This window comes from Candidatus Planktophila sp., from assembly GCF_046070465.1.
Classification (GTDB): domain Bacteria; phylum Actinomycetota; class Actinomycetes; order Nanopelagicales; family Nanopelagicaceae; genus Planktophila.
In genome coordinates, this window is record NZ_JBJTMK010000008.1 from 1 (window position 1) to 16232 (window position 16232).

General features: G+C 49.9%; 19 protein-coding genes, 1 pseudogene and 1 riboswitch. Of the genes and pseudogenes, 10 read left to right on the forward strand and 10 right to left on the reverse strand.

Annotation, left to right across the window (positions count from 1 at the left end):
- The 3 genes and pseudogenes from ACKOVI_RS00210 to ACKOVI_RS00220 form a co-directional block, all read right to left on the reverse strand.
- Nucleotides 1-332: pseudogene (locus ACKOVI_RS00210) on the reverse strand (MFS transporter); the annotation flags it as partial.
- The gene (gene nhaA, locus ACKOVI_RS00215; protein ID WP_509601636.1) at nt 325-1530 is read right to left on the reverse strand and encodes a Na+/H+ antiporter NhaA; all 1206 of its coding nucleotides are present in this window, start codon (nt 1528-1530) and stop codon (nt 325-327) included. The pseudogene ACKOVI_RS00210 and the gene nhaA, both read right to left, overlap by 8 nt.
- 12 nt (nt 1531-1542) lie before the next feature.
- Nucleotides 1543-2958 (reverse strand): purine-cytosine permease family protein, encoded by a 1416-nt coding sequence (locus ACKOVI_RS00220; RefSeq protein ID WP_509601638.1) that lies wholly within the window; start codon nt 2956-2958, stop codon nt 1543-1545.
- Nucleotides 2959-3013: 55 nt separating this feature from the next.
- Nucleotides 3014-3127, forward strand: a riboswitch (SAM riboswitch).
- Between the two features lie 11 nt (nt 3128-3138).
- On the opposite strand from ACKOVI_RS00220, the gene ACKOVI_RS00225 reads away from it, so the two are divergent.
- The 3 genes from ACKOVI_RS00225 to ACKOVI_RS00235 are packed head-to-tail and all read left to right on the forward strand — an operon-like array spanning nt 3139 to nt 5583.
- The gene (locus ACKOVI_RS00225) at nt 3139-3963 is read left to right on the forward strand and encodes an ABC transporter substrate-binding protein (protein WP_509601640.1); all 825 of its coding nucleotides are present in this window, start codon (nt 3139-3141) and stop codon (nt 3961-3963) included.
- A 25-nt stretch (nt 3964-3988) separates the two neighbouring features.
- Complete coding sequence (locus ACKOVI_RS00230) at nt 3989-4837, forward strand: amino acid ABC transporter permease (protein ID WP_509601642.1); 849 nt, start codon at nt 3989-3991, stop codon at nt 4835-4837.
- On the forward strand, nt 4837-5583 hold the full coding sequence (locus tag ACKOVI_RS00235) for an amino acid ABC transporter ATP-binding protein (RefSeq protein ID WP_509601644.1): 747 nt from the start codon (nt 4837-4839) through the stop codon (nt 5581-5583). The genes ACKOVI_RS00230 and ACKOVI_RS00235 overlap by 1 nt, the downstream gene beginning before the upstream one ends.
- 4 nt (nt 5584-5587) lie before the next feature.
- Here ACKOVI_RS00235 and ACKOVI_RS00240 read toward each other — a convergent pair whose 3' ends face one another.
- Both ACKOVI_RS00240 and ACKOVI_RS00245 read right to left on the reverse strand, forming a co-directional pair.
- Nucleotides 5588-6454, reverse strand: coding sequence for an SDR family oxidoreductase (locus ACKOVI_RS00240; protein ID WP_509601646.1), 867 nt, complete (start codon nt 6452-6454; stop codon nt 5588-5590).
- Nucleotides 6455-7198 (reverse strand): enoyl-CoA hydratase-related protein, encoded by a 744-nt coding sequence (locus tag ACKOVI_RS00245; RefSeq protein WP_509601649.1) that lies wholly within the window; start codon nt 7196-7198, stop codon nt 6455-6457. It lies immediately after the preceding gene.
- A 74-nt stretch (nt 7199-7272) separates the two neighbouring features.
- On the opposite strand from ACKOVI_RS00245, the gene ACKOVI_RS00250 reads away from it, so the two are divergent.
- Together ACKOVI_RS00250 and ACKOVI_RS00255 are read left to right on the forward strand one after the other, a co-directional pair.
- Complete coding sequence (locus ACKOVI_RS00250) at nt 7273-7593, forward strand: LuxR C-terminal-related transcriptional regulator (protein ID WP_509601650.1); 321 nt, start codon at nt 7273-7275, stop codon at nt 7591-7593.
- A gap of 112 nt (nt 7594-7705) precedes the next feature.
- Nucleotides 7706-8251 carry a hypothetical protein gene (locus ACKOVI_RS00255; protein WP_509601652.1) on the forward strand — a complete coding sequence of 182 codons (546 nt, stop codon included), beginning with the start codon at nt 7706-7708 and terminating at the stop codon, nt 8249-8251.
- Nucleotides 8252-8344: 93 nt separating this feature from the next.
- On the opposite strand, the gene ACKOVI_RS00260 is transcribed toward ACKOVI_RS00255, so the two are convergent.
- Together ACKOVI_RS00260 and ACKOVI_RS00265 are read right to left on the reverse strand one after the other, a co-directional pair.
- Nucleotides 8345-9442, reverse strand: a complete 1098-nt coding sequence (locus tag ACKOVI_RS00260; RefSeq protein WP_509601654.1) for an inositol-3-phosphate synthase — start codon at nt 9440-9442, stop codon at nt 8345-8347.
- Nucleotides 9439-9975: a PadR family transcriptional regulator gene (locus ACKOVI_RS00265; RefSeq protein WP_509601656.1), complete on the reverse strand. Its 537-nt coding sequence runs from the start codon at nt 9973-9975 to the stop codon at nt 9439-9441. The genes ACKOVI_RS00260 and ACKOVI_RS00265 overlap by 4 nt, the downstream gene beginning before the upstream one ends.
- Before the next feature lie 192 nt (nt 9976-10167).
- On the opposite strand from ACKOVI_RS00265, the gene ACKOVI_RS00270 reads away from it, so the two are divergent.
- From ACKOVI_RS00270 to ACKOVI_RS00280, 3 genes are read left to right on the forward strand one after another with little or no spacing between them, the layout of a single operon-like run.
- The gene (locus ACKOVI_RS00270) at nt 10168-11424 is read left to right on the forward strand and encodes a uracil-xanthine permease family protein (RefSeq protein WP_509601658.1); all 1257 of its coding nucleotides are present in this window, start codon (nt 10168-10170) and stop codon (nt 11422-11424) included.
- A gap of 41 nt (nt 11425-11465) precedes the next feature.
- Nucleotides 11466-12107, forward strand: a complete 642-nt coding sequence (locus ACKOVI_RS00275) for a LysE family translocator (RefSeq protein WP_509601661.1) — start codon at nt 11466-11468, stop codon at nt 12105-12107.
- A gap of 15 nt (nt 12108-12122) precedes the next feature.
- Nucleotides 12123-12818: a PD-(D/E)XK nuclease family protein gene (locus ACKOVI_RS00280; RefSeq protein ID WP_509601663.1), complete on the forward strand. Its 696-nt coding sequence runs from the start codon at nt 12123-12125 to the stop codon at nt 12816-12818.
- Here ACKOVI_RS00280 and ACKOVI_RS00285 read toward each other — a convergent pair.
- Nucleotides 12815-13504: a lysophospholipid acyltransferase family protein gene (locus ACKOVI_RS00285; RefSeq protein WP_509601665.1), complete on the reverse strand. Its 690-nt coding sequence runs from the start codon at nt 13502-13504 to the stop codon at nt 12815-12817. The genes ACKOVI_RS00280 and ACKOVI_RS00285 overlap by 4 nt on opposite strands.
- A gap of 90 nt (nt 13505-13594) precedes the next feature.
- On the opposite strand from ACKOVI_RS00285, the gene ACKOVI_RS00290 reads away from it, so the two are divergent.
- The gene (locus ACKOVI_RS00290; protein ID WP_509601667.1) at nt 13595-13858 is read left to right on the forward strand and encodes a hypothetical protein; all 264 of its coding nucleotides are present in this window, start codon (nt 13595-13597) and stop codon (nt 13856-13858) included.
- Nucleotides 13855-14832 carry a Gfo/Idh/MocA family protein gene (locus ACKOVI_RS00295; RefSeq protein WP_509601669.1) on the forward strand — a complete coding sequence of 326 codons (978 nt, stop codon included), beginning with the start codon at nt 13855-13857 and terminating at the stop codon, nt 14830-14832. Before ACKOVI_RS00290 ends, ACKOVI_RS00295 begins: the two co-directional genes overlap by 4 nt.
- Here ACKOVI_RS00295 and ACKOVI_RS00300 read toward each other — a convergent pair whose 3' ends face one another.
- Nucleotides 14833-15777 carry an ROK family glucokinase gene (locus tag ACKOVI_RS00300; RefSeq protein WP_509601672.1) on the reverse strand — a complete coding sequence of 315 codons (945 nt, stop codon included), beginning with the start codon at nt 15775-15777 and terminating at the stop codon, nt 14833-14835.
- Nucleotides 15777-16211 carry an SRPBCC family protein gene (locus ACKOVI_RS00305; protein ID WP_509601675.1) on the reverse strand — a complete coding sequence of 145 codons (435 nt, stop codon included), beginning with the start codon at nt 16209-16211 and terminating at the stop codon, nt 15777-15779. Before ACKOVI_RS00305 ends, ACKOVI_RS00300 begins: the two co-directional genes overlap by 1 nt.
- Nucleotides 16212-16232: the final 21 nt, after the last annotated feature.

Sequence of the window (16232 nt, forward strand, 5' to 3'; positions counted from 1 at the left end):
AAGAGGAATGGCAGATAGCTATGAACAAAGACCAGCGTCGCCATAACAAGACCCGAGGCGGACACTGCAGCTGCACTGATATCGCGAGGGCCAAAGCGATCGGCTATATGACCTGCAGGTACGCTCAGCGTGAGTGATAGGCCGCCTGCGATGGAGAGAGCGAGTGCCACTTGCGCTGGAGATAGACCAACGATGATGGTGAAGTAAATGACGTCGACTGTCATAAAGAGTCCATTGCCAAAGGTATTAACAAAGGTTGAACCGGCAAGGATTCGCAGATGGGGCTCTTGCGGAATGATCCTCTCGATTAATGACTTCCTTGGATCAGTCACTACTTCTATTTCTTCTGGCGATAATCGTGAAGAGAATCCAGCTCAATATTCCACTGACTACAGATGCAAGAATCACTGCAATAACAGCCAGGTCTTGGTCGCCTTTACTCTTAAAGGCGAGATCTGCGATGAAGATTGCAACCGTAAAACCAATTCCAGCAGCACTCCCGGTAGCTAATAGGCCCGACTTATTTGATTTCGCCGGGTAATCTCCGATATTCGCCATCTTTGCAGCAATAACCGCAAAGGTGATGCCTAGTGGCTTTCCAACTACCAATCCAAAGAAGATACCCCAGGCTATCGGTGAAGTAAAAGCTCGCTCAAATGAATCTACCGAAATTGCTACACCAGTATTGGCGAACGCGAATATTGGAACAATTATGAAACTGCTCCATGGATGCAGCTTCATTTCCAGCCATTCAATGATGGAGAGAGATTTTCCTTCTGTATTCACTAATTCAGAGTCAGACTTTGCAATATTCGGTGTGAGTAGACCGAGGATGACGCCAGAGAGAGTTGCATGGATGCCACTTCGATAGAGGAAATACCAGAGCGCTATTCCGAAGAGAATATAGAGAGACCAAGAACGCGCACCAAATCTTCTGGCCGCAACAACTGCCAACACGACACCGATGGCTGCCAGCACCCAGAACAAGCCAACTCCTGAAGAGTAGATGAAGGCGATAATCAAGATCGCACCAATATCGTCGATAACCGCCAAGCCTAAAAGAAAAGTGCGTAGTGATGGCGCTACTGAACTTCCGATAATCGCCAGCAACCCGACTGCAAGAGCGATGTCGGTTGCAACCGGTACCCCCCATCCACGCGAATCTGTTTTACCTGCAATCAAAAGGAAGATGGCAGCGGGTATCGCCATTCCACCCAGAGCTCCCAGTAACGGCATGATGGCATTTCTAATGCGGGATAGGTGCCCCGTTGTCATTTCACGTTTTATCTCAAGTCCAACGACAAAGAAGAAGATTGTCATCAGAACGTAATTAATAACCTTGAGTACCGTTAGCTTGAGATAGAAAGCTCCGCCACCGATCTCAAAGCCTTGATCGAGGGTCTTGAAGTATAGATCGCTCACAGGGCTATTGGCTGAAAGTAGTCCAAGAGCAGCAGCAATCAGAAGGAGGATGCCACCTGCAGATTCACGGTGAAGAAAATCATTGAGTGGCGACAGCCGCTTACGCATAATCCGACGCCATCACGGAGCGATATTTTCACGACGAATATTTTTTCGAGCAGTAAGGAAGTAACCAGCGGCGCCGATGACAAGCGCGAAGAAAACGCCGAGATTTGCACCAGCCCAAGCACCATCTTTGCCACCGAAAATACCTAAGAAATAACCTTGCCAAGAGAGCCACGATGCAAATGGGTTTGTAACAAATCCCCATCCCACAATCGAACCAATCGCCATCAGAACAAGTGATTTTACATTCCATGCACCGTAGCGACCTTGCTCGTTAAAGAGGTCAGATTCGTCATAGGACTTCTTTCGCATAAGAACTTCTGCAACGAAGATGGCAGACCAGGTGGCGATAGGAACTCCAAGAGTGATCAAAAATCCCTGGAATGGGAAGAAGAAATCGTCTGCAACCCAGACTAGATAGATAGTACCGAGCACCATGATGAGAGAGTCGATAGATGCTGCTACGTATCGTTTCACCGGCAATCCGATTGAAATCAGTGTCAAACCTGACGAATAGAGATCGAGGATTGCCCCACCGACTAGGCCGAGGATTGCAATCAGCGCGAATGGAATCAGGAACCAGGTAGGAAGCATCGTTGTCAGAGCGCCTATTGGGTCAGATGCGATTGCACCAAAGAGTTCTTCACTACTACCAGCAAGTGCTGCACCATAGATAACCATGGCGATGGGAACGATTGAGGCACCGAAGACGGTCCAACCAACCACAGCTTTGCTAGATACATCGCGAGGAAGATAACGAGAGTAATCAGCGGCAGAGTTGACCCAGCCAAGTCCGATTCCGGTAGCGCCAAAGATGAGTGCGCCTATAAATCCAGCGGAACTCCCATGAGGTATTTCTGAGACAGCTTTCCAATTCACTTCATCTAGCGTGAGAAGGAAATACAACAAAGTTGCTGCGACTGTAATTAAGGTAAGCCACTTCTGAAGCTTCATGATGATGGAGTGCCCAAGTACTCCTCCAAAGACAGTGAGCGCAATTGCAATAAAGAAGCCGATCATCATCGCGACATTACGATCAATATGTCCTACTCGAACGAAGACTGTTCCGGTAGCGAGGGTTGCAAGTGAGACAAGAACTGTCTCCCACCCTACGAAAATAAGATAGGAAAGAAATCCAGGGACGATATTTCCACGCACACCGAAAGCGGCTCGCGAGAGCACCATCGTTGGGGCATTCGACTTTTTTCCGGCGAGCGAACTAATTCCGACCAGCAAGAAAGAGAGCACTGTGCCGAGAACCGCTGCGATCGTTGCTTGGATAAAGGAGATACCGAAGCCCAAGAAGAATGCGCCATAGGAAAGGGCGAGCAGTGAGACGTTGGCCCCGCACCAAGGCCAGAAGAGGTGCTTCGGAGCGCCCTTACGCTCGGATTCTTCGATGATATTGGTGCCATTGAGCTCTAAATGCATCTGCACATCGTATGCGATTTCAACGGACGTGGCTCCATTGGTAAGGTTCGCGTCAGGTCAAGAGCATCGCACAATGCACCGGCAGTGCGATCGGCAACCCTCCTTCCGTGGCGGGGTGCCTTCCGAGTGAAGACCGGGCCATGGCAGATCGTTATGGCAAGCGCGTTCGAAAGGTTAACCATGTCAATTAGCACCAAAAAAATCACAGCAGCTGCAGTTGCAGCTCTTGTAGCCCTCACTCTCACATCATGTGGCTCTGAAAAGGCAGCTGCCTGCCCACAGGTAAAGGAAGGCGTCCTTACCATCGCAACGGATGAACCGGTCTACGGTCCATGGTTCGACAATAACGATCCAGCTAACGGCAAGGGCTATGAAGCAGCAGTTGCATATGCAGTTGCAGAAGAACTCGGTTATTCAAAGGATAAAGTTGAATGGGTTCGAGTGCCTTTTAATAACGTTGTAGCTCCAGGTTGCCGCAACTTTGACTTCGATATTAACGAATTCTCAATCACGCCTGAGCGCGCAAAGGTCATTGATTTCTCAACTGGCTACTACGACGTGACACAGGCAGTAATCACTGTGGCAGGTTCAAAGATTGCAAACGCGAAGTCAATCGCTGACCTTCAGGGTGCAAAGCTGGGCGCACAGGTCGGCACAACGTCTTATGCAACAATCACTGATGTCATCAAGCCAACACAAGAGGCTGCAGTATTCGACACTAACGATGTTGCAAAGCAAGCTCTTGCCAATGGTCAGATTGATGGACTTGTTGTCGATCTGCCTACAGCGTTCTACATCACAGCTGTAGATCTGGAAAATGGCAAGATCGTTGGGCAGTTCCCAGCAAAGGCTGGCGGTGAGCAATTCGGTCTCGTGCTCTCAAAGGGAAGCTGGCTGACAGCAGATGTTTCTAAGGCTGTCGATGCGCTCCGTGCTAACGGCACCTTGGCGAAGATCGAAGACCAGTGGCTTGCTGCTGGTGTCTCTGTTCCAGTCCTCAAGTAATTCATAGAGATACACGAGAAGCCCGATGACTTACTCTCCATCACCGTTGCAACGCCAGCGTGAGGAAGCAAAGCGTCGGGCTTCTCGTCGTTCTACAGCCATTGCACTCTTAAGCACACTCATTTTCGGTGCAGTCCTGACTGTCGTAGTGGTGAATGCGCAGGGCTTCAGTGCTGTTCGCGAATCATTCTTCAATTGGCATTACGCACAGAAGGCTTTTCCGAGAATCTTTGATGGAATCCTTCTCAATCTTCGCGTTCTCCTTATCGCTGAATTTTTCGTGCTCATCTTCGGACTGGCAATTGCCATCGCACGTACAACGACATCACCAGTTCTTTATCCAGTGCGCCTTGTTGCAACTATCTATACAGATATCTTCCGCGGGATGCCACTTCTGCTGGTTCTTTTCCTTGTGGGCCTCGGTATTCCTGGACTGAGGCTCTCATTTATTCCGAATTCAGCGGTATTCCTCGGCACCATTGCACTTGTGCTCACTTATTCTGCCTACGTTGCAGAAGTCATTCGCGCAGGTATTGAAGGCGTAAATCCGACTCAACGTCAGGCAGCACGTGCACTGGGGCTATCGCATTCACAGACTCTGCGCCATGTAGTTCTACCTCAGGCTTTCCGCAATGTGACTCCCCCATTGCTCAATGACCTTGTTTCATTGCAAAAGGATTCTGGCTTGATCTCCGTACTGGGCGCCGTCGATGCGATTCGTGCAGCAGGTATCGAAACTGCGCAATCATTTAACTTCACGCCTTATGTTGTAGCTGGTGGACTTTTCGTCTTACTCACAATTCCTTTGACGAGATACACCGATTGGCTCATTCGTCGCCAGGATCGCGCACAGAAGGCGCAAGGGGTTTTCTAATGAGTGAACTACTTGAACTAAAGAATGTGCGTAAATCATTTGGTAGCCATGTAGTTCTCGACGATATCTCGCTTGATTTCCCACAGGGTTCTGCCACAGTCATTATCGGTGCTAGTGGTTCCGGAAAATCCACCTTAATGCGCTGCATTAATTTATTGGAAGAACTCAGCGATGGTCAGATCCTCCTTGAAGGTGCTGACATCAGCACCTATGGCATCGATCTTGATTCAGTACGAGGCAAGATTGGTTCTGTCTTCCAAGCATTTAACCTCTTCCCCCACCTGACAGTTCTTGAGAACATCACATTAGCGCCACAGCTCGTCCTTAAGAAGGAGAAGGCAGAGGCAACGGCGCAAGCGCTCTCTCTGCTCAGGCGATTCGGGCTAGAAGATAGGGCAGATGCGTATCCAAACTTGCTCAGCGGTGGCCAGCAACAGCGCGTCGCGATTCTTCGCGCCATTGCAACTGAACCAAAGGTTCTCTTGCTCGATGAAGTAACTAGCGCACTTGACCCAGTTTTGATTGCTGAAGTTCTAGCCTTGATAGCAGAGTTAAAGGCTGATGGCATCACCATGATTATCTCTACCCATGAAATGGGTTTCGCTCAACGGATTGCCGACTCGGTAATATTCCTGGCAGATGGACAAGTTCGTGAAAAGGGAACCCCTACTCAAATATTCGAAAACCCGCAGAGCGCTGACCTAAAGAACTTCCTGGGCGCGCTCCACGAGGCAGGACGTCTGTAGCTACTTAGTCGAGGAAAAAATCGAGCAAGAAATCTTTAGTTCCAGGTACGACCGCATACTTATCGAGATCTGTGATTCCTTCGCTAGCCAATACCTCATCGTCAACATAGAAGTTTCCGGTTGATTCCGCCGCTGGCCGGTTGAGGATGATGTAAGCGGCATCAGCCAATATCGCTGGCGTACGGCATGCGGCTGTATCGATTCCGGGAATCATCGCCAGGGCTGCAGTATCAATTGCCGTACGTGGCCACAGGGCATTGACGGCAATCCCATCGCGCTTAAACTCTTCCGCCATTCCAAGAACGCACATAGACATTCCATATTTTGCCATGGTGTAGGCAACGTGATTCTTAAACCATTTAGCCTTCATCGATAGTGGCGGCGCCAAATTAAGAATCTGAGGGTTACGGCCTTCCTTGCCCGACTCTCGGAGATAAGGAATCGCAGCTTGTGAAGTGAGGAATGTTCCGCGAACGTTAACATCGAACATCAAATCAAAGCGCTTTGCAGGTGTTACCTCTGTCTTTGTCAGGTTGATGGCACTTGCATTGTTGATAAGAATATCGATTCCACCGAACTCTTGAGCTGCTTGGCGGATAGCGGCTTCAATCTGATTTTCATCACGTATATCGCATTGAATAGGAAGGGCGGTACCACCTGCAGCGCGAATCTCTTCCGCAGCAGAGAAGATGGTGCCAGGTAACTTTGGATTGGGGTCTGCAGTCTTTGCTGCAATGGCAATGGATGCCCCATCGCGAGCTGCGCGAAGTGCTATTGCTAATCCGATACCACGGGATCCACCGGTGATGAATATCTTCTTACCTGACAGGCCAATGCCTTGAGGCATGTGGCCGGAATTATCTAGTGACATTTACTTGCCCTTCTTAGACATGAACTTCATGGCGGCATCTGCAAACTCTTCTGACTCGAGCGCCATCGCAAATAACTGGAACTCAGCTTTCATGACGGCTTCAACTGCATCATGCTTACTTGCCTTCATTAAGGCCTTGGTATTGATAATTGCAGCAGGAGGTTGCTGCGCGATTTTTTTGGCAATTGCGATTGCTTCGGCGTCAGAGTCGAGAACAACTTCTGCAACTAGCCCAATCTCTTGTGCAAAATCTGCCGAGAAAGGTTCGCCCGTAAAGAATATCTTCGCTGCTCGTTGATATCCTGCCAAAGTTGGGAAGAGTAACGTTGATCCAGCCTCCGGAACTAAACCGAGGGATGTAAAGGGCATAGAGAAAGCTGCATCTTCAGCTGCAACGACAACGTCACAGTGCAGAAGCATCGTTGTACCCACTCCGACTGCATTGCCCTTTACTGAGGCGATCAGTGGCTTTGGGAAGTTGAGAATCGCACCCAAGAAGAGAGCAACGGTTGAGTCTTCAGCCGTCGGTGGATTGCTCATGAAATCCATAATGTCGTTGCCTGCAGTGAAATGATCCCCTACTGAAGAAATGACCACCGCGCGTATAGCGAAATCCCCAGCTGCTTCATTGAGTAACCGTGCGAGCTCACCATACATATCGCGAGTCAGCGCATTCATCTTCTCGGGGCGGTTAAATCGAATGATTTGAACCTGGCTCTGGACCTCTGAGGTGATTTGAGTCATGACACGAGTCTATGAGGTGAAGTTCCGCTTGGGAAGGAGCACAATAGGGCTATAGCGACGGAGAGGTCCTTACCATGGCACGCGATATCACTATCACCACACGTGAATTGACACCTTTTGAACAACTAGTGCTCGGTCTCTTATGTGAAGGTAAATCCAATGCCGCCATCGCTCGCGAGACCAATCACACCGAGAAGGTTGTAGAGAACACAATCTCTCGTTCTGCAAAAGCATTCAACATCTCTTCCGATGGCGATACCAATATTCGAGTTCTCCTCGCCTTGGCATACCGGACTCATTACGGTGACGCAGCTTTTGATCGACTGGGGGTCCCGTGCTCTCACTTTGAAGTCAACGGCCAAGGCCAAGCTATCTGCAATCGAGATATGCACTAACTCACAGAAGAGCAGGTGCTAGCACTCGCTCAATCTCTCCCCCACGCCTGCGCGCGGGTATTTAATGTAAGTAGCACTCAGGGACATGGGTGGATTTACAAAGGAGAGAAAAATGAAGCGTAAGACTTTTGACAAGATTGTGACTTTCCTCGGAGCCGGGCTCACAGTCTTCCTATTCGTTGTAGCAGCACTCGCGAACTGGGGCGCTTCATTTGCAAGCGATTCAGTGCAGTCACAACTCCAAGCGCAGGAAATCACTATGCCACCTGCAACCGGCAACGCTGATGAACCTGCTGATGTCACCGCATACTTCAAAGCACATGGCGGAAAGTTGATGTCAACTGGCAAAGATGCACAGATGTATGCAGATCACTTCATCGGTTTCCACATGTCAAACATGCCAACATACGCAGAAGCATCTGCTGCAGCACGTTCTGCGACACCTGAAAACAAAGCTGCAGCGGAAGCAACAGTAGAGACAGTATTTAAGGGCAACATGCTTCGCGGAACTCTTCTGACTGCATATGCATTTGGAACATTGGGTGAATTAGCAGGATACGGCGCAATGGCAGCACTCATCGGCGCACTCTTGATGCTCGTCTTCACCATCCTCGGAGTTGTTCATCTTCGTCGCACTCCTGATGAGGCGATGATCTAACATCCCCAACTCTCTCAAACTCTCCGTTGAAGGGTTGAGGGAAAGAGAAAACCCCCGCAGCGCGTAGCTGCGGGGGTTTTCCTTTACTTGTATTTAGCGGTCAAGCTTTCCTGAGATGAAGTCCTCAGTCTTGTTGTGTGCCTGCTCATCTGTGTACTGAACAGGTGGAGTCTTCATGAAGTATGAAGATGGTGATAGCAACGCTCCACCAATCTTGCGATCAAGACCAATCTTCGCGCAACGAAGTGCGTCAATGATGACACCAGCAGAGTTCGGTGAATCCCATACTTCAAGCTTGTATTCAAGGTTCAATGGGACGTCACCAAATGCGCGACCTTCGAGGCGGACGTAGGCCCACTTGCGGTCATCAAGCCATGGGATGTAATCAGAAGGACCAATGTGAACGTTCTTTGCTCCCATGTCGTGATCGAGCTGAGAGGTCACTGAGTTAGTCTTTGAAATCTTCTTTGACTCAAGACGATCGCGCTCAAGCATGTTCTTGAAGTCCATGTTTCCACCAACGTTGAGCTGGTATGTGCGATCAAGGTGAACGCCACGGTCCTGGAACAACTTCGCCATGATGCGGTGAGTAATTGTTGCGCCAACCTGAGACTTGATGTCATCGCCGACGATTGGAAGGCCTGCATCTTCAAACTTCTTCGCCCATACTGGGTCTGACGCGATAAAGACTGGAAGTGCGTTCACAAAAGCACAACCTGCTGCAATTGCACACTCAGCATAGAACTTCGCTGCTTCTTCTGAACCAACAGGCAAGTAGCAGATAAGAACGTCAACTTGCTCTTCCTTAAGAGCTGCAACGATATCTACCTCGGGAGCTGATGACTCTGTGATTGTCTCTTTGTAGTAACGACCAAGACCGTCAAGTGTCTTACCGCGCTGAACTTCAACGCCTGTCTTCGCTACATCTGTAAACTTGATTGTGTTGTTCTCTGATGCCCAGATTGCATCAGCAAGATCGAGGCCGACCTTCTTTGAATCAACATCGAATGCTGCAACGAACTTCACGTTGCTGATGTGGTATCCGCCCACAACTGCGTGCATAAGGCCAGGGATCTCCTGATCTACAGCTGCATCCTTGTAGTAAGTAACACCCTGAACGAGTGAGTTTGCGCAGTTACCTACGCCGACGATGGCAACGCGAATGTCGCCAGCTCCTGTTGTGATCTTCACTTAGATTTCCTCTCGGTCGTAATCATTTCCTGCAGCCACGCGATTTCGCGATCTGCAGAGTCAAGCGAATGGCGGCGCCACTCTTGAAGGTACTTATCGATTCCAATTGGAGACTTCTCTACTTCATCGCGAAGGATCTCTGCCTTCTCCTGAAGTCGACGTAGCCGTCCCTCAAGTATCCGAACCCGGCTCTTTGTCGGTGTTGGGCTGAAGAAGGCGAAACGAATTTCAAATCCTTCATCTTCCCAAGCATCTGCGCTGACGGTTTCGGTGAGCGCCTCGAAACGTGCCAATCCCTCTTTGGTGATGGCGTAGACAATTCTTGGACGCTTGCTCCCCCGGTCGACTGCCTCCTCCTGGATATAACCAGCCAGAAGCATTCGGCGAAGTTGCGGATAGAGAACTGAGAATGAGATCGCCTTAAATGGACCAAAGATGGTGACCATTCGCTTGCGGAGTTCATATCCATGAAGCGGCCCTTGCGCCAAGAGCCCAAGGAGTGCAAACTCCAGGGATTCAACGCGTGAACGCATTTTATGCTCATCTCTCGTGTATAGCGGTTAATATATCTATTCGATATATCTGGGAGATAGTTAACCCGAAATAAACCCCAAAAGCAAAGCTGACTCGGCGCGCCGTATAAGTGGCGTAAGCCACAACTGCCTAGCCTTAGCCAATTCCCTCACAGGCTCGCCTATGGGCCACTCGAACTCGAAAGGACTCTCATGTCTCTTAGCTGGAAGCTCCACGGCAACGGCAAGTCGATCGCCGCAGGCGATGTCGTTTCAACAGATGAACGCCTCACCTGGCCACGCACAGTAGGCGTCGGTCTACAGCACATTGCAGCAATGTTCGGCGCAACTTTCCTCGTCCCAATCATTACCGGATTTCCACCAACTACAACGCTCTTCTTCTCGGGTATCGGAACCCTCGTCTTCCTTGTGATCACAGGAAATCGCGTTCCTAGCTATCTCGGATCATCGTTCGCATTCCTTGGACCAATCGCGGCTGCCATGGCAGATAAGTCCGCTGGTATGGCAGGTGCGCTTGGTGGAATCGTTTTCACTGGTGTTGTTCTCGCACTCGTTGGTCTTCTCGTAAAAGCAGCAGGCATCAACTGGGTCAATGAAATCTTGCCTCCTGTTGTCACAGGAACAATTGTGATTGTCATTGGATTCAACCTTGCAGGTGCTGCAAAGGGTAACTTCGTCAAGGATCCACTACTTGGAATCATTACGCTCTCATCTATTGCTCTCATTAGTGCAATCTCAAAGGGATTCCTCGGACGCATCAGCATCTTCGCTGGAATCGTCGTTGGTTACGTTGTCGCACTTATCCAGGGCAATGTTGATACATCAGGTATCAAGGCTGCCGCATGGGTTGCTGCTCCAGCATTTACTACTCCAACATTTAAGACCAACATCATAATCCTCTTCTTACCTGTAGTCCTTGTCTTGATCGCCGAGAATGTTGGGCACGTTAAGGCCGTTGCAGCAATGACTGGCAAGAACCTGGATGACCAGATGGGTAACGCACTTCTTGCAGATGGAATCGCAACAACACTTGCAGGTGCAGGTGGCGGTTCAGGTACTACTACATATGCAGAGAACATCGGCGTAATGGCTGCTACACGTGTCTACTCAACAGCGGCATATTGGGTAGCTGGTGTCGGTGCCATTGTGCTCGGCCTCTCCCCTAAGTTCGGTGCAGTTCTTTCAGCAACTCCTGTTGGAGCACTCGGCGGCGTCGCTGTTGCTCTCTTCGGAATGATCGGAATCCTCGGTGCGCGTATTTGGATTGAATCAAAGGTTGATTTCGCAAATTCAAATAACCTCATCATTGCAGCTTCTGCAATCATCATCGGAATCTCTGATATCTCATGGACTAAGGGTCAGTACACATTCACAGGAATCGTTAATGCGACTCTTGTAGCTGTTCTCGGTTACCAGATCCTCAATGCAGTATCAAGGATCCGCAAGTAATTACCAATAAAATCAAATAGGAGAACGCTAGGCTTACGCAGGTGATTCCAACACGATATCCGGAGTACCTGATTGCAGCGATGATTATCATCCTCGCTCCTGGGCCTAGCGTTCTCTTTGTTATTGCGCGAGCTATTGCCTGGGGGCGCGCAACCGCCGTTCTCACAGTCTTAGGCAACGTCACTGGTTCATTTGTTCTCTCATCTCTTGTTGCCCTTGGTATTGGTCCGATTCTTCAGAGATATCACATCGCCTATGTTGCGGTGCAATGGGGCGGTGGCCTCTATCTGATACATCTTGGTATCGATGCAATTCGCAAACGTGCAGTGCACGCCTCGGATATGACAAGCCAAGGGCCAATAGGTCCAACTCCCCTCTCCTCTATTCGTGATGGCTTCTGGGTTGGTGTACTCAATCCCAAGGCGATCGTTTTCTTCGCGGCGGTACTTCCGCAGTTTGTAGATATTGAAGGTGCGACCGTTACTCGGCAATTACTTTTCCTAGGACTGACATTCTGCGTCTTGGCATTCATCTCGGATGGAATGTGGGGTCTTCTTGCAGGAACTGCGCGCACTTGGCTAGCCTCGAGCAACCATCGCCTCGAACGTCTCCGTGGTTTCGGAGGATCCATCATGATTATCTTGGGTGTAGCGGTGTTGTACTCAGCAATTGTCAGTAGCTAGAGGCAGAATCGCCTCATGAAGAAACCTGTCACGCCAGCCCGGGAATTTATCGCACCATCGGATCTCACTTTCGGATTCTCCACCTGCAAGCGATGCATCTGGATTAAGTACTGGTTTTCGTTCGAACTGAAAAAGGATTTTCCGCTGGTGAAGAGCCTCTCCACCTTCCAGGAAGAACATTTCCGGCGCGCACCGATGACGAGCATTGATCCATCACTACCTGCCGGAACGGTAAAACAGTGGGGTCAATGGGTAAAGTCCAAAAATATTGTCATCAATGGATTTGAAACTCAGTGGAAGCTCCGCGGAATCTACGATCTGCTCGGCCACTATGACGATGGCACAGTTGGCATCATCGATTGCAAAGTCTCCGACTCCGAGCGCGACAGCGGTGACTTTTATGCGCCACAACTTGAGGCATATGCCTACACTCTCGAAAACCCTTTAAGTGGCAAGGTCTTTCCTGTACAGACGATGGGTCTGTTGATTTGGAAGCTCGCTGGAGTAGCAGAGACTCGTCCCAATGAATTCGTTGCCAATTCGATGGGCTTTGGAGTCAACCAGGTTTATGTACCAGTGCAACGCGATCCCAAGCGACTTTTAACATTGTTAGAAGAATTCATCACTGTCATCGACGGCGAAATGCCTGATGCAGGGAGCGAGTGCCACGCTTGTAATTATCTGAGTGGGCGGCTGGCCCTCGAGAATTAACTCTCTTCTTCTGTAGTGGCGCTCTTAGCGCCCTTTACTGCATAGGAATCGACATACTCCTGTCCAGACATCTGCTGGATGCGCTTCATGATTGCATCAGCACATTCGCGCAAGAAGAGCGCATCACGTGAATCGCCTTCAAAGTACATAGGCTCGCCAAATGTCATTCCTACCCGCTTGATATTTGGGAGTACCTGACCAGTAGGTTGAATCTTGTCCGTATTAAACATTGCAACCGGGATCACAGGCGCACCAGACTCAATTGCAAGACGCGCAATACCTGTGCGTGCTTTATAGAGGCGGCCGTCTGGTGATCGTGTTCCTTCAGGATAGATGCCGAGGCACTTTCCATCGGCAAGAACTTGAAGGCCTGTAATTAGGGCAGCTTCACTACGACGTCCACCAGAGCGATCAACAGGAACCTGTCCGAGTGCGATAAAGGTGAGTTTCTTCAACAAACCTTTTGGTCCAGGGCTTGTGAAGTACTCGCTCTTAGCAAGAAAGGTCACCTTGCGTGGAACAACAAGCGGCATAAAGATTGAATCGCTGAAGGAAAGGTGATTGGAAGCAATAATTACGGGACCAGAAGCTGGAACATTGCGAAGGCCTTTTACCTTGGGGCGAAAGAGGAGCATCAAGAACGGAGTCAGGAATGCTCGCAAGGTGCCGTAGGGCAAGTTGTTCATGGCGATAATCTATTACAAGGCTCTTATCCACGCGAATATATGGCTCGTTCACGAGAGATTTTCGCCCTGTTCTGTGCGAGTATTGAGGACATGGCTCCCGGTGAACGCGATGACGACATGGAGCTCATCAACGCGGAATTCGAGTCCATGATCGAAGGTCTCAATCTCGACCAATCATCTCCACGAACGTACCTCGATGATTTAGATGATCTCGCTGCATCCGAGGCTCGCGAGATCTACCACCCTCCACATGCACGACGCGGACTTCACGGAACGCTCACGCATATTCTTGCAACAATAAAAGGCTGGTGGCAGAAGCCAGGAAATGACGACAGTGATGGAGCGGTTGTATGAGCGATTTCAAATGGGGAATTTTAGGCGCAGGTAATATTGCTCTGACATTCGCTGAAGACCTTGCGCACTTAGAGGGACATAAAGTTTCAGCGGTAGGTTCACGAGATATTGAGAAAGCCACTGCCTTTGCCTCTCAATTTCCTGGCGCGATTGCATGTGGAAGTTATGAGGAGCTCGTAACATCCGATGTAGATGCAATCTATGTAGCAACTCCACATCCCATGCACTTTTCCCATGCACTACTTGCGATGCAAGCTGGTAAGCCAGTACTCTGTGAGAAAGCATTTACCGTAAGCGCTGCACAAGCGAAAACACTCATTGAATACTCGCACAATAATCGAGTGCCGCTCATGGAAGCGATGTGGACTCGATTCTTGCCACACATACGCGAAATCAAAGCGCTGATTGCAACTGGAGCGCTGGGAGAAATTCATACGGTCATCGCAGATCACGGTCAATTCATTCCCTTCACGCGTGCTCCACGCCTATGGGAACCAGAACTTGGCGGAGGCGCGCTTCTCGATCTCGGCATTTACTCCATTACTATTGCTGACATTGCATTAGGCAAACCCCGTGATGCACATGCTCACGCAACCCTAACCGATAAAGGAGTTGATCTTCAGACTTCGATGGGTTTCCATTACGACAACGGCGCACATGCGATGTTGACCTGCACCATGGCTGCACGTACATCTAATAGAGCACTTATCGCAGGAGATCTGGGAAGAATTGAGATTGAGGAATTCTTCTTTGCTCCAACATCATGGTCGTTCATCTCTCGAGATGGCGAAGTGACACGGCATGAGAAGAACTACGTCGGTGTTGGTTTACGCGAGGAAGCAGCTGAATTCGCTCGGGTCGTGCGAGCCGGCGAAATTGAATCGCCACTGATGCCACACGCTAAGAGCCTTGAAATTATGGAGCTTATGGACCACATCCGCGGTGAGATAGGCGTTACCTACCCCTTCGAGTAATTAACCTCGAGCGAGATCTGCAGCGCCCACCAGACCTGCTTCATTACCGAGAGTTGCTGCAATGATCTCTGGGTAAGGGTGCTTACCTGCAAATGGCATATAGCGCTCCATAGCGATACGAGTAGGCGCAAGGAGAATCTCGCCGGCATCAACTACTCCCCCACCAATAACAACGCATTCAGGATCAAGAATTACAGAGAGCGATGCAATTCCCGCGCCAAGCCATTGGGCTGTTGTGTTGAATGCAGAGATTGCAACCTGATCGCCTTCGCGAGCAGCGTCTGTAATGGCACGGCCGGTAAGGCCTTCGAGAGTTCCATCGCCTCGTGAGAGAAGGTTGCGCGCTAAATCAGGGCTTGCTGCAATCGCTTCACGTGCATGGCGAAGGAGTGCGTTGCCTGATGCATATTGCTCGAAACAACCGCGAGCTCCACAACCACAGAGATGGCCCTCCGGAAGGACGCGAAGGTGGCCAATCTCTGCTGCGATACCAAATGCGCCGCGCAACAATTGCCCATTGACGATAATTCCGCCACCAACCCCGGTGCCAACGGTCACCATCAACATATTCTCTTTACCTTTGCCGGCACCGAATGTTCGTTCACCCCATGCTGCGGCATTCGCGTCATTTTCGAGAATCACTGGAAGATTTATTAGGGCGGTAAGTTCAGCATCGAGCTGAACACCGTTCCATCCTGCAATGTTGGGAGTAGCAAGCATGGTCTTGCGATCGGACGAGACGAAGCCAGCTGCTGAAAGCCCAACTGCTGTCACTGGGTATTGCGCCGCAAGTTCTAGTGCAACATCCGCAATTGTTTGGGTGAGAGCGCCTCCACCTTCGCGCGGTGTATCGCGACGCGATGTTGCGAGAACTTTGCCTTCAACATCGACAACACCACCCAGTACCTTGGTCCCACCGACATCAATTCCAATTGTGTAAGACATTATTCGAACTGCGCCTGCAGCTCTTTAAGAGCCTGATCAATTGTTGACTTCTCAGTCTTTGAAATCATCATGCGCGGGACTGGCAATGAAAGCTCAACACCAAGTTGGTATGTCACCTGAGTTGTATCTTCGTCAATCGACTTAAGGATGTACTTACCATCCATGGTTGTCATCAGATCAGCCTCATCGAGAGAGAATGAAATTTCCTCGGGAGCCTTGCTCCAATCGTATGAAAGTGTTGCGCGATCCTTCATAACACCGGCATCAATAGATACATTGGCAGAAGTGGCACGTCCTTGATCATCGCTTGCTACAACTTCTACCTTCTTAATGGAGGTGAGCCATTGTGGGTATTCAGCGATTGCGGTGAGCTTGGCAGCTACATCGGCTAGAGGTGCTTCTATGGTGACTGAGGCTGTGGTTGATTCTGACATGACACGAAGGTTAGCAACCCT

What these genes read in the sequence shown, in the direction of transcription:
- nhaA (WP_509601636.1), bottom strand. Translation starts at nt 1,530, where the DNA reads ATGCGTAAGCGGCTGTCGCCACTCAATGATTTTCTTCACCGTGAATCT.
- ACKOVI_RS00245 (WP_509601649.1), bottom strand. Translation starts at nt 7,198, where the DNA reads ATGACTCAAATCACCTCAGAGGTCCAGAGCCAGGTTCAAATCATTCGA.
- ACKOVI_RS00295 (WP_509601669.1), top strand. Translation starts at nt 13,855, where the DNA reads ATGAGCGATTTCAAATGGGGAATTTTAGGCGCAGGTAATATTGCTCTG.
- ACKOVI_RS00225 (WP_509601640.1), top strand. Translation starts at nt 3,139, where the DNA reads ATGTCAATTAGCACCAAAAAAATCACAGCAGCTGCAGTTGCAGCTCTT.
- ACKOVI_RS00290 (WP_509601667.1), top strand. Translation starts at nt 13,595, where the DNA reads ATGGCTCCCGGTGAACGCGATGACGACATGGAGCTCATCAACGCGGAA.
- ACKOVI_RS00230 (WP_509601642.1), top strand. Translation starts at nt 3,989, where the DNA reads ATGACTTACTCTCCATCACCGTTGCAACGCCAGCGTGAGGAAGCAAAG.
- ACKOVI_RS00265 (WP_509601656.1), bottom strand. Translation starts at nt 9,975, where the DNA reads ATGCGTTCACGCGTTGAATCCCTGGAGTTTGCACTCCTTGGGCTCTTG.
- ACKOVI_RS00240 (WP_509601646.1), bottom strand. Translation starts at nt 6,454, where the DNA reads ATGTCACTAGATAATTCCGGCCACATGCCTCAAGGCATTGGCCTGTCA.
- ACKOVI_RS00285 (WP_509601665.1), bottom strand. Translation starts at nt 13,504, where the DNA reads ATGAACAACTTGCCCTACGGCACCTTGCGAGCATTCCTGACTCCGTTC.
- ACKOVI_RS00235 (WP_509601644.1), top strand. Translation starts at nt 4,837, where the DNA reads ATGAGTGAACTACTTGAACTAAAGAATGTGCGTAAATCATTTGGTAGC.
- ACKOVI_RS00280 (WP_509601663.1), top strand. Translation starts at nt 12,123, where the DNA reads ATGAAGAAACCTGTCACGCCAGCCCGGGAATTTATCGCACCATCGGAT.
- ACKOVI_RS00255 (WP_509601652.1), top strand. Translation starts at nt 7,706, where the DNA reads ATGAAGCGTAAGACTTTTGACAAGATTGTGACTTTCCTCGGAGCCGGG.
- ACKOVI_RS00305 (WP_509601675.1), bottom strand. Translation starts at nt 16,211, where the DNA reads ATGTCAGAATCAACCACAGCCTCAGTCACCATAGAAGCACCTCTAGCC.
- ACKOVI_RS00220 (WP_509601638.1), bottom strand. Translation starts at nt 2,958, where the DNA reads ATGCATTTAGAGCTCAATGGCACCAATATCATCGAAGAATCCGAGCGT.
- ACKOVI_RS00300 (WP_509601672.1), bottom strand. Translation starts at nt 15,777, where the DNA reads ATGTCTTACACAATTGGAATTGATGTCGGTGGGACCAAGGTACTGGGT.
- ACKOVI_RS00250 (WP_509601650.1), top strand. Translation starts at nt 7,273, where the DNA reads ATGGCACGCGATATCACTATCACCACACGTGAATTGACACCTTTTGAA.
- ACKOVI_RS00270 (WP_509601658.1), top strand. Translation starts at nt 10,168, where the DNA reads ATGTCTCTTAGCTGGAAGCTCCACGGCAACGGCAAGTCGATCGCCGCA.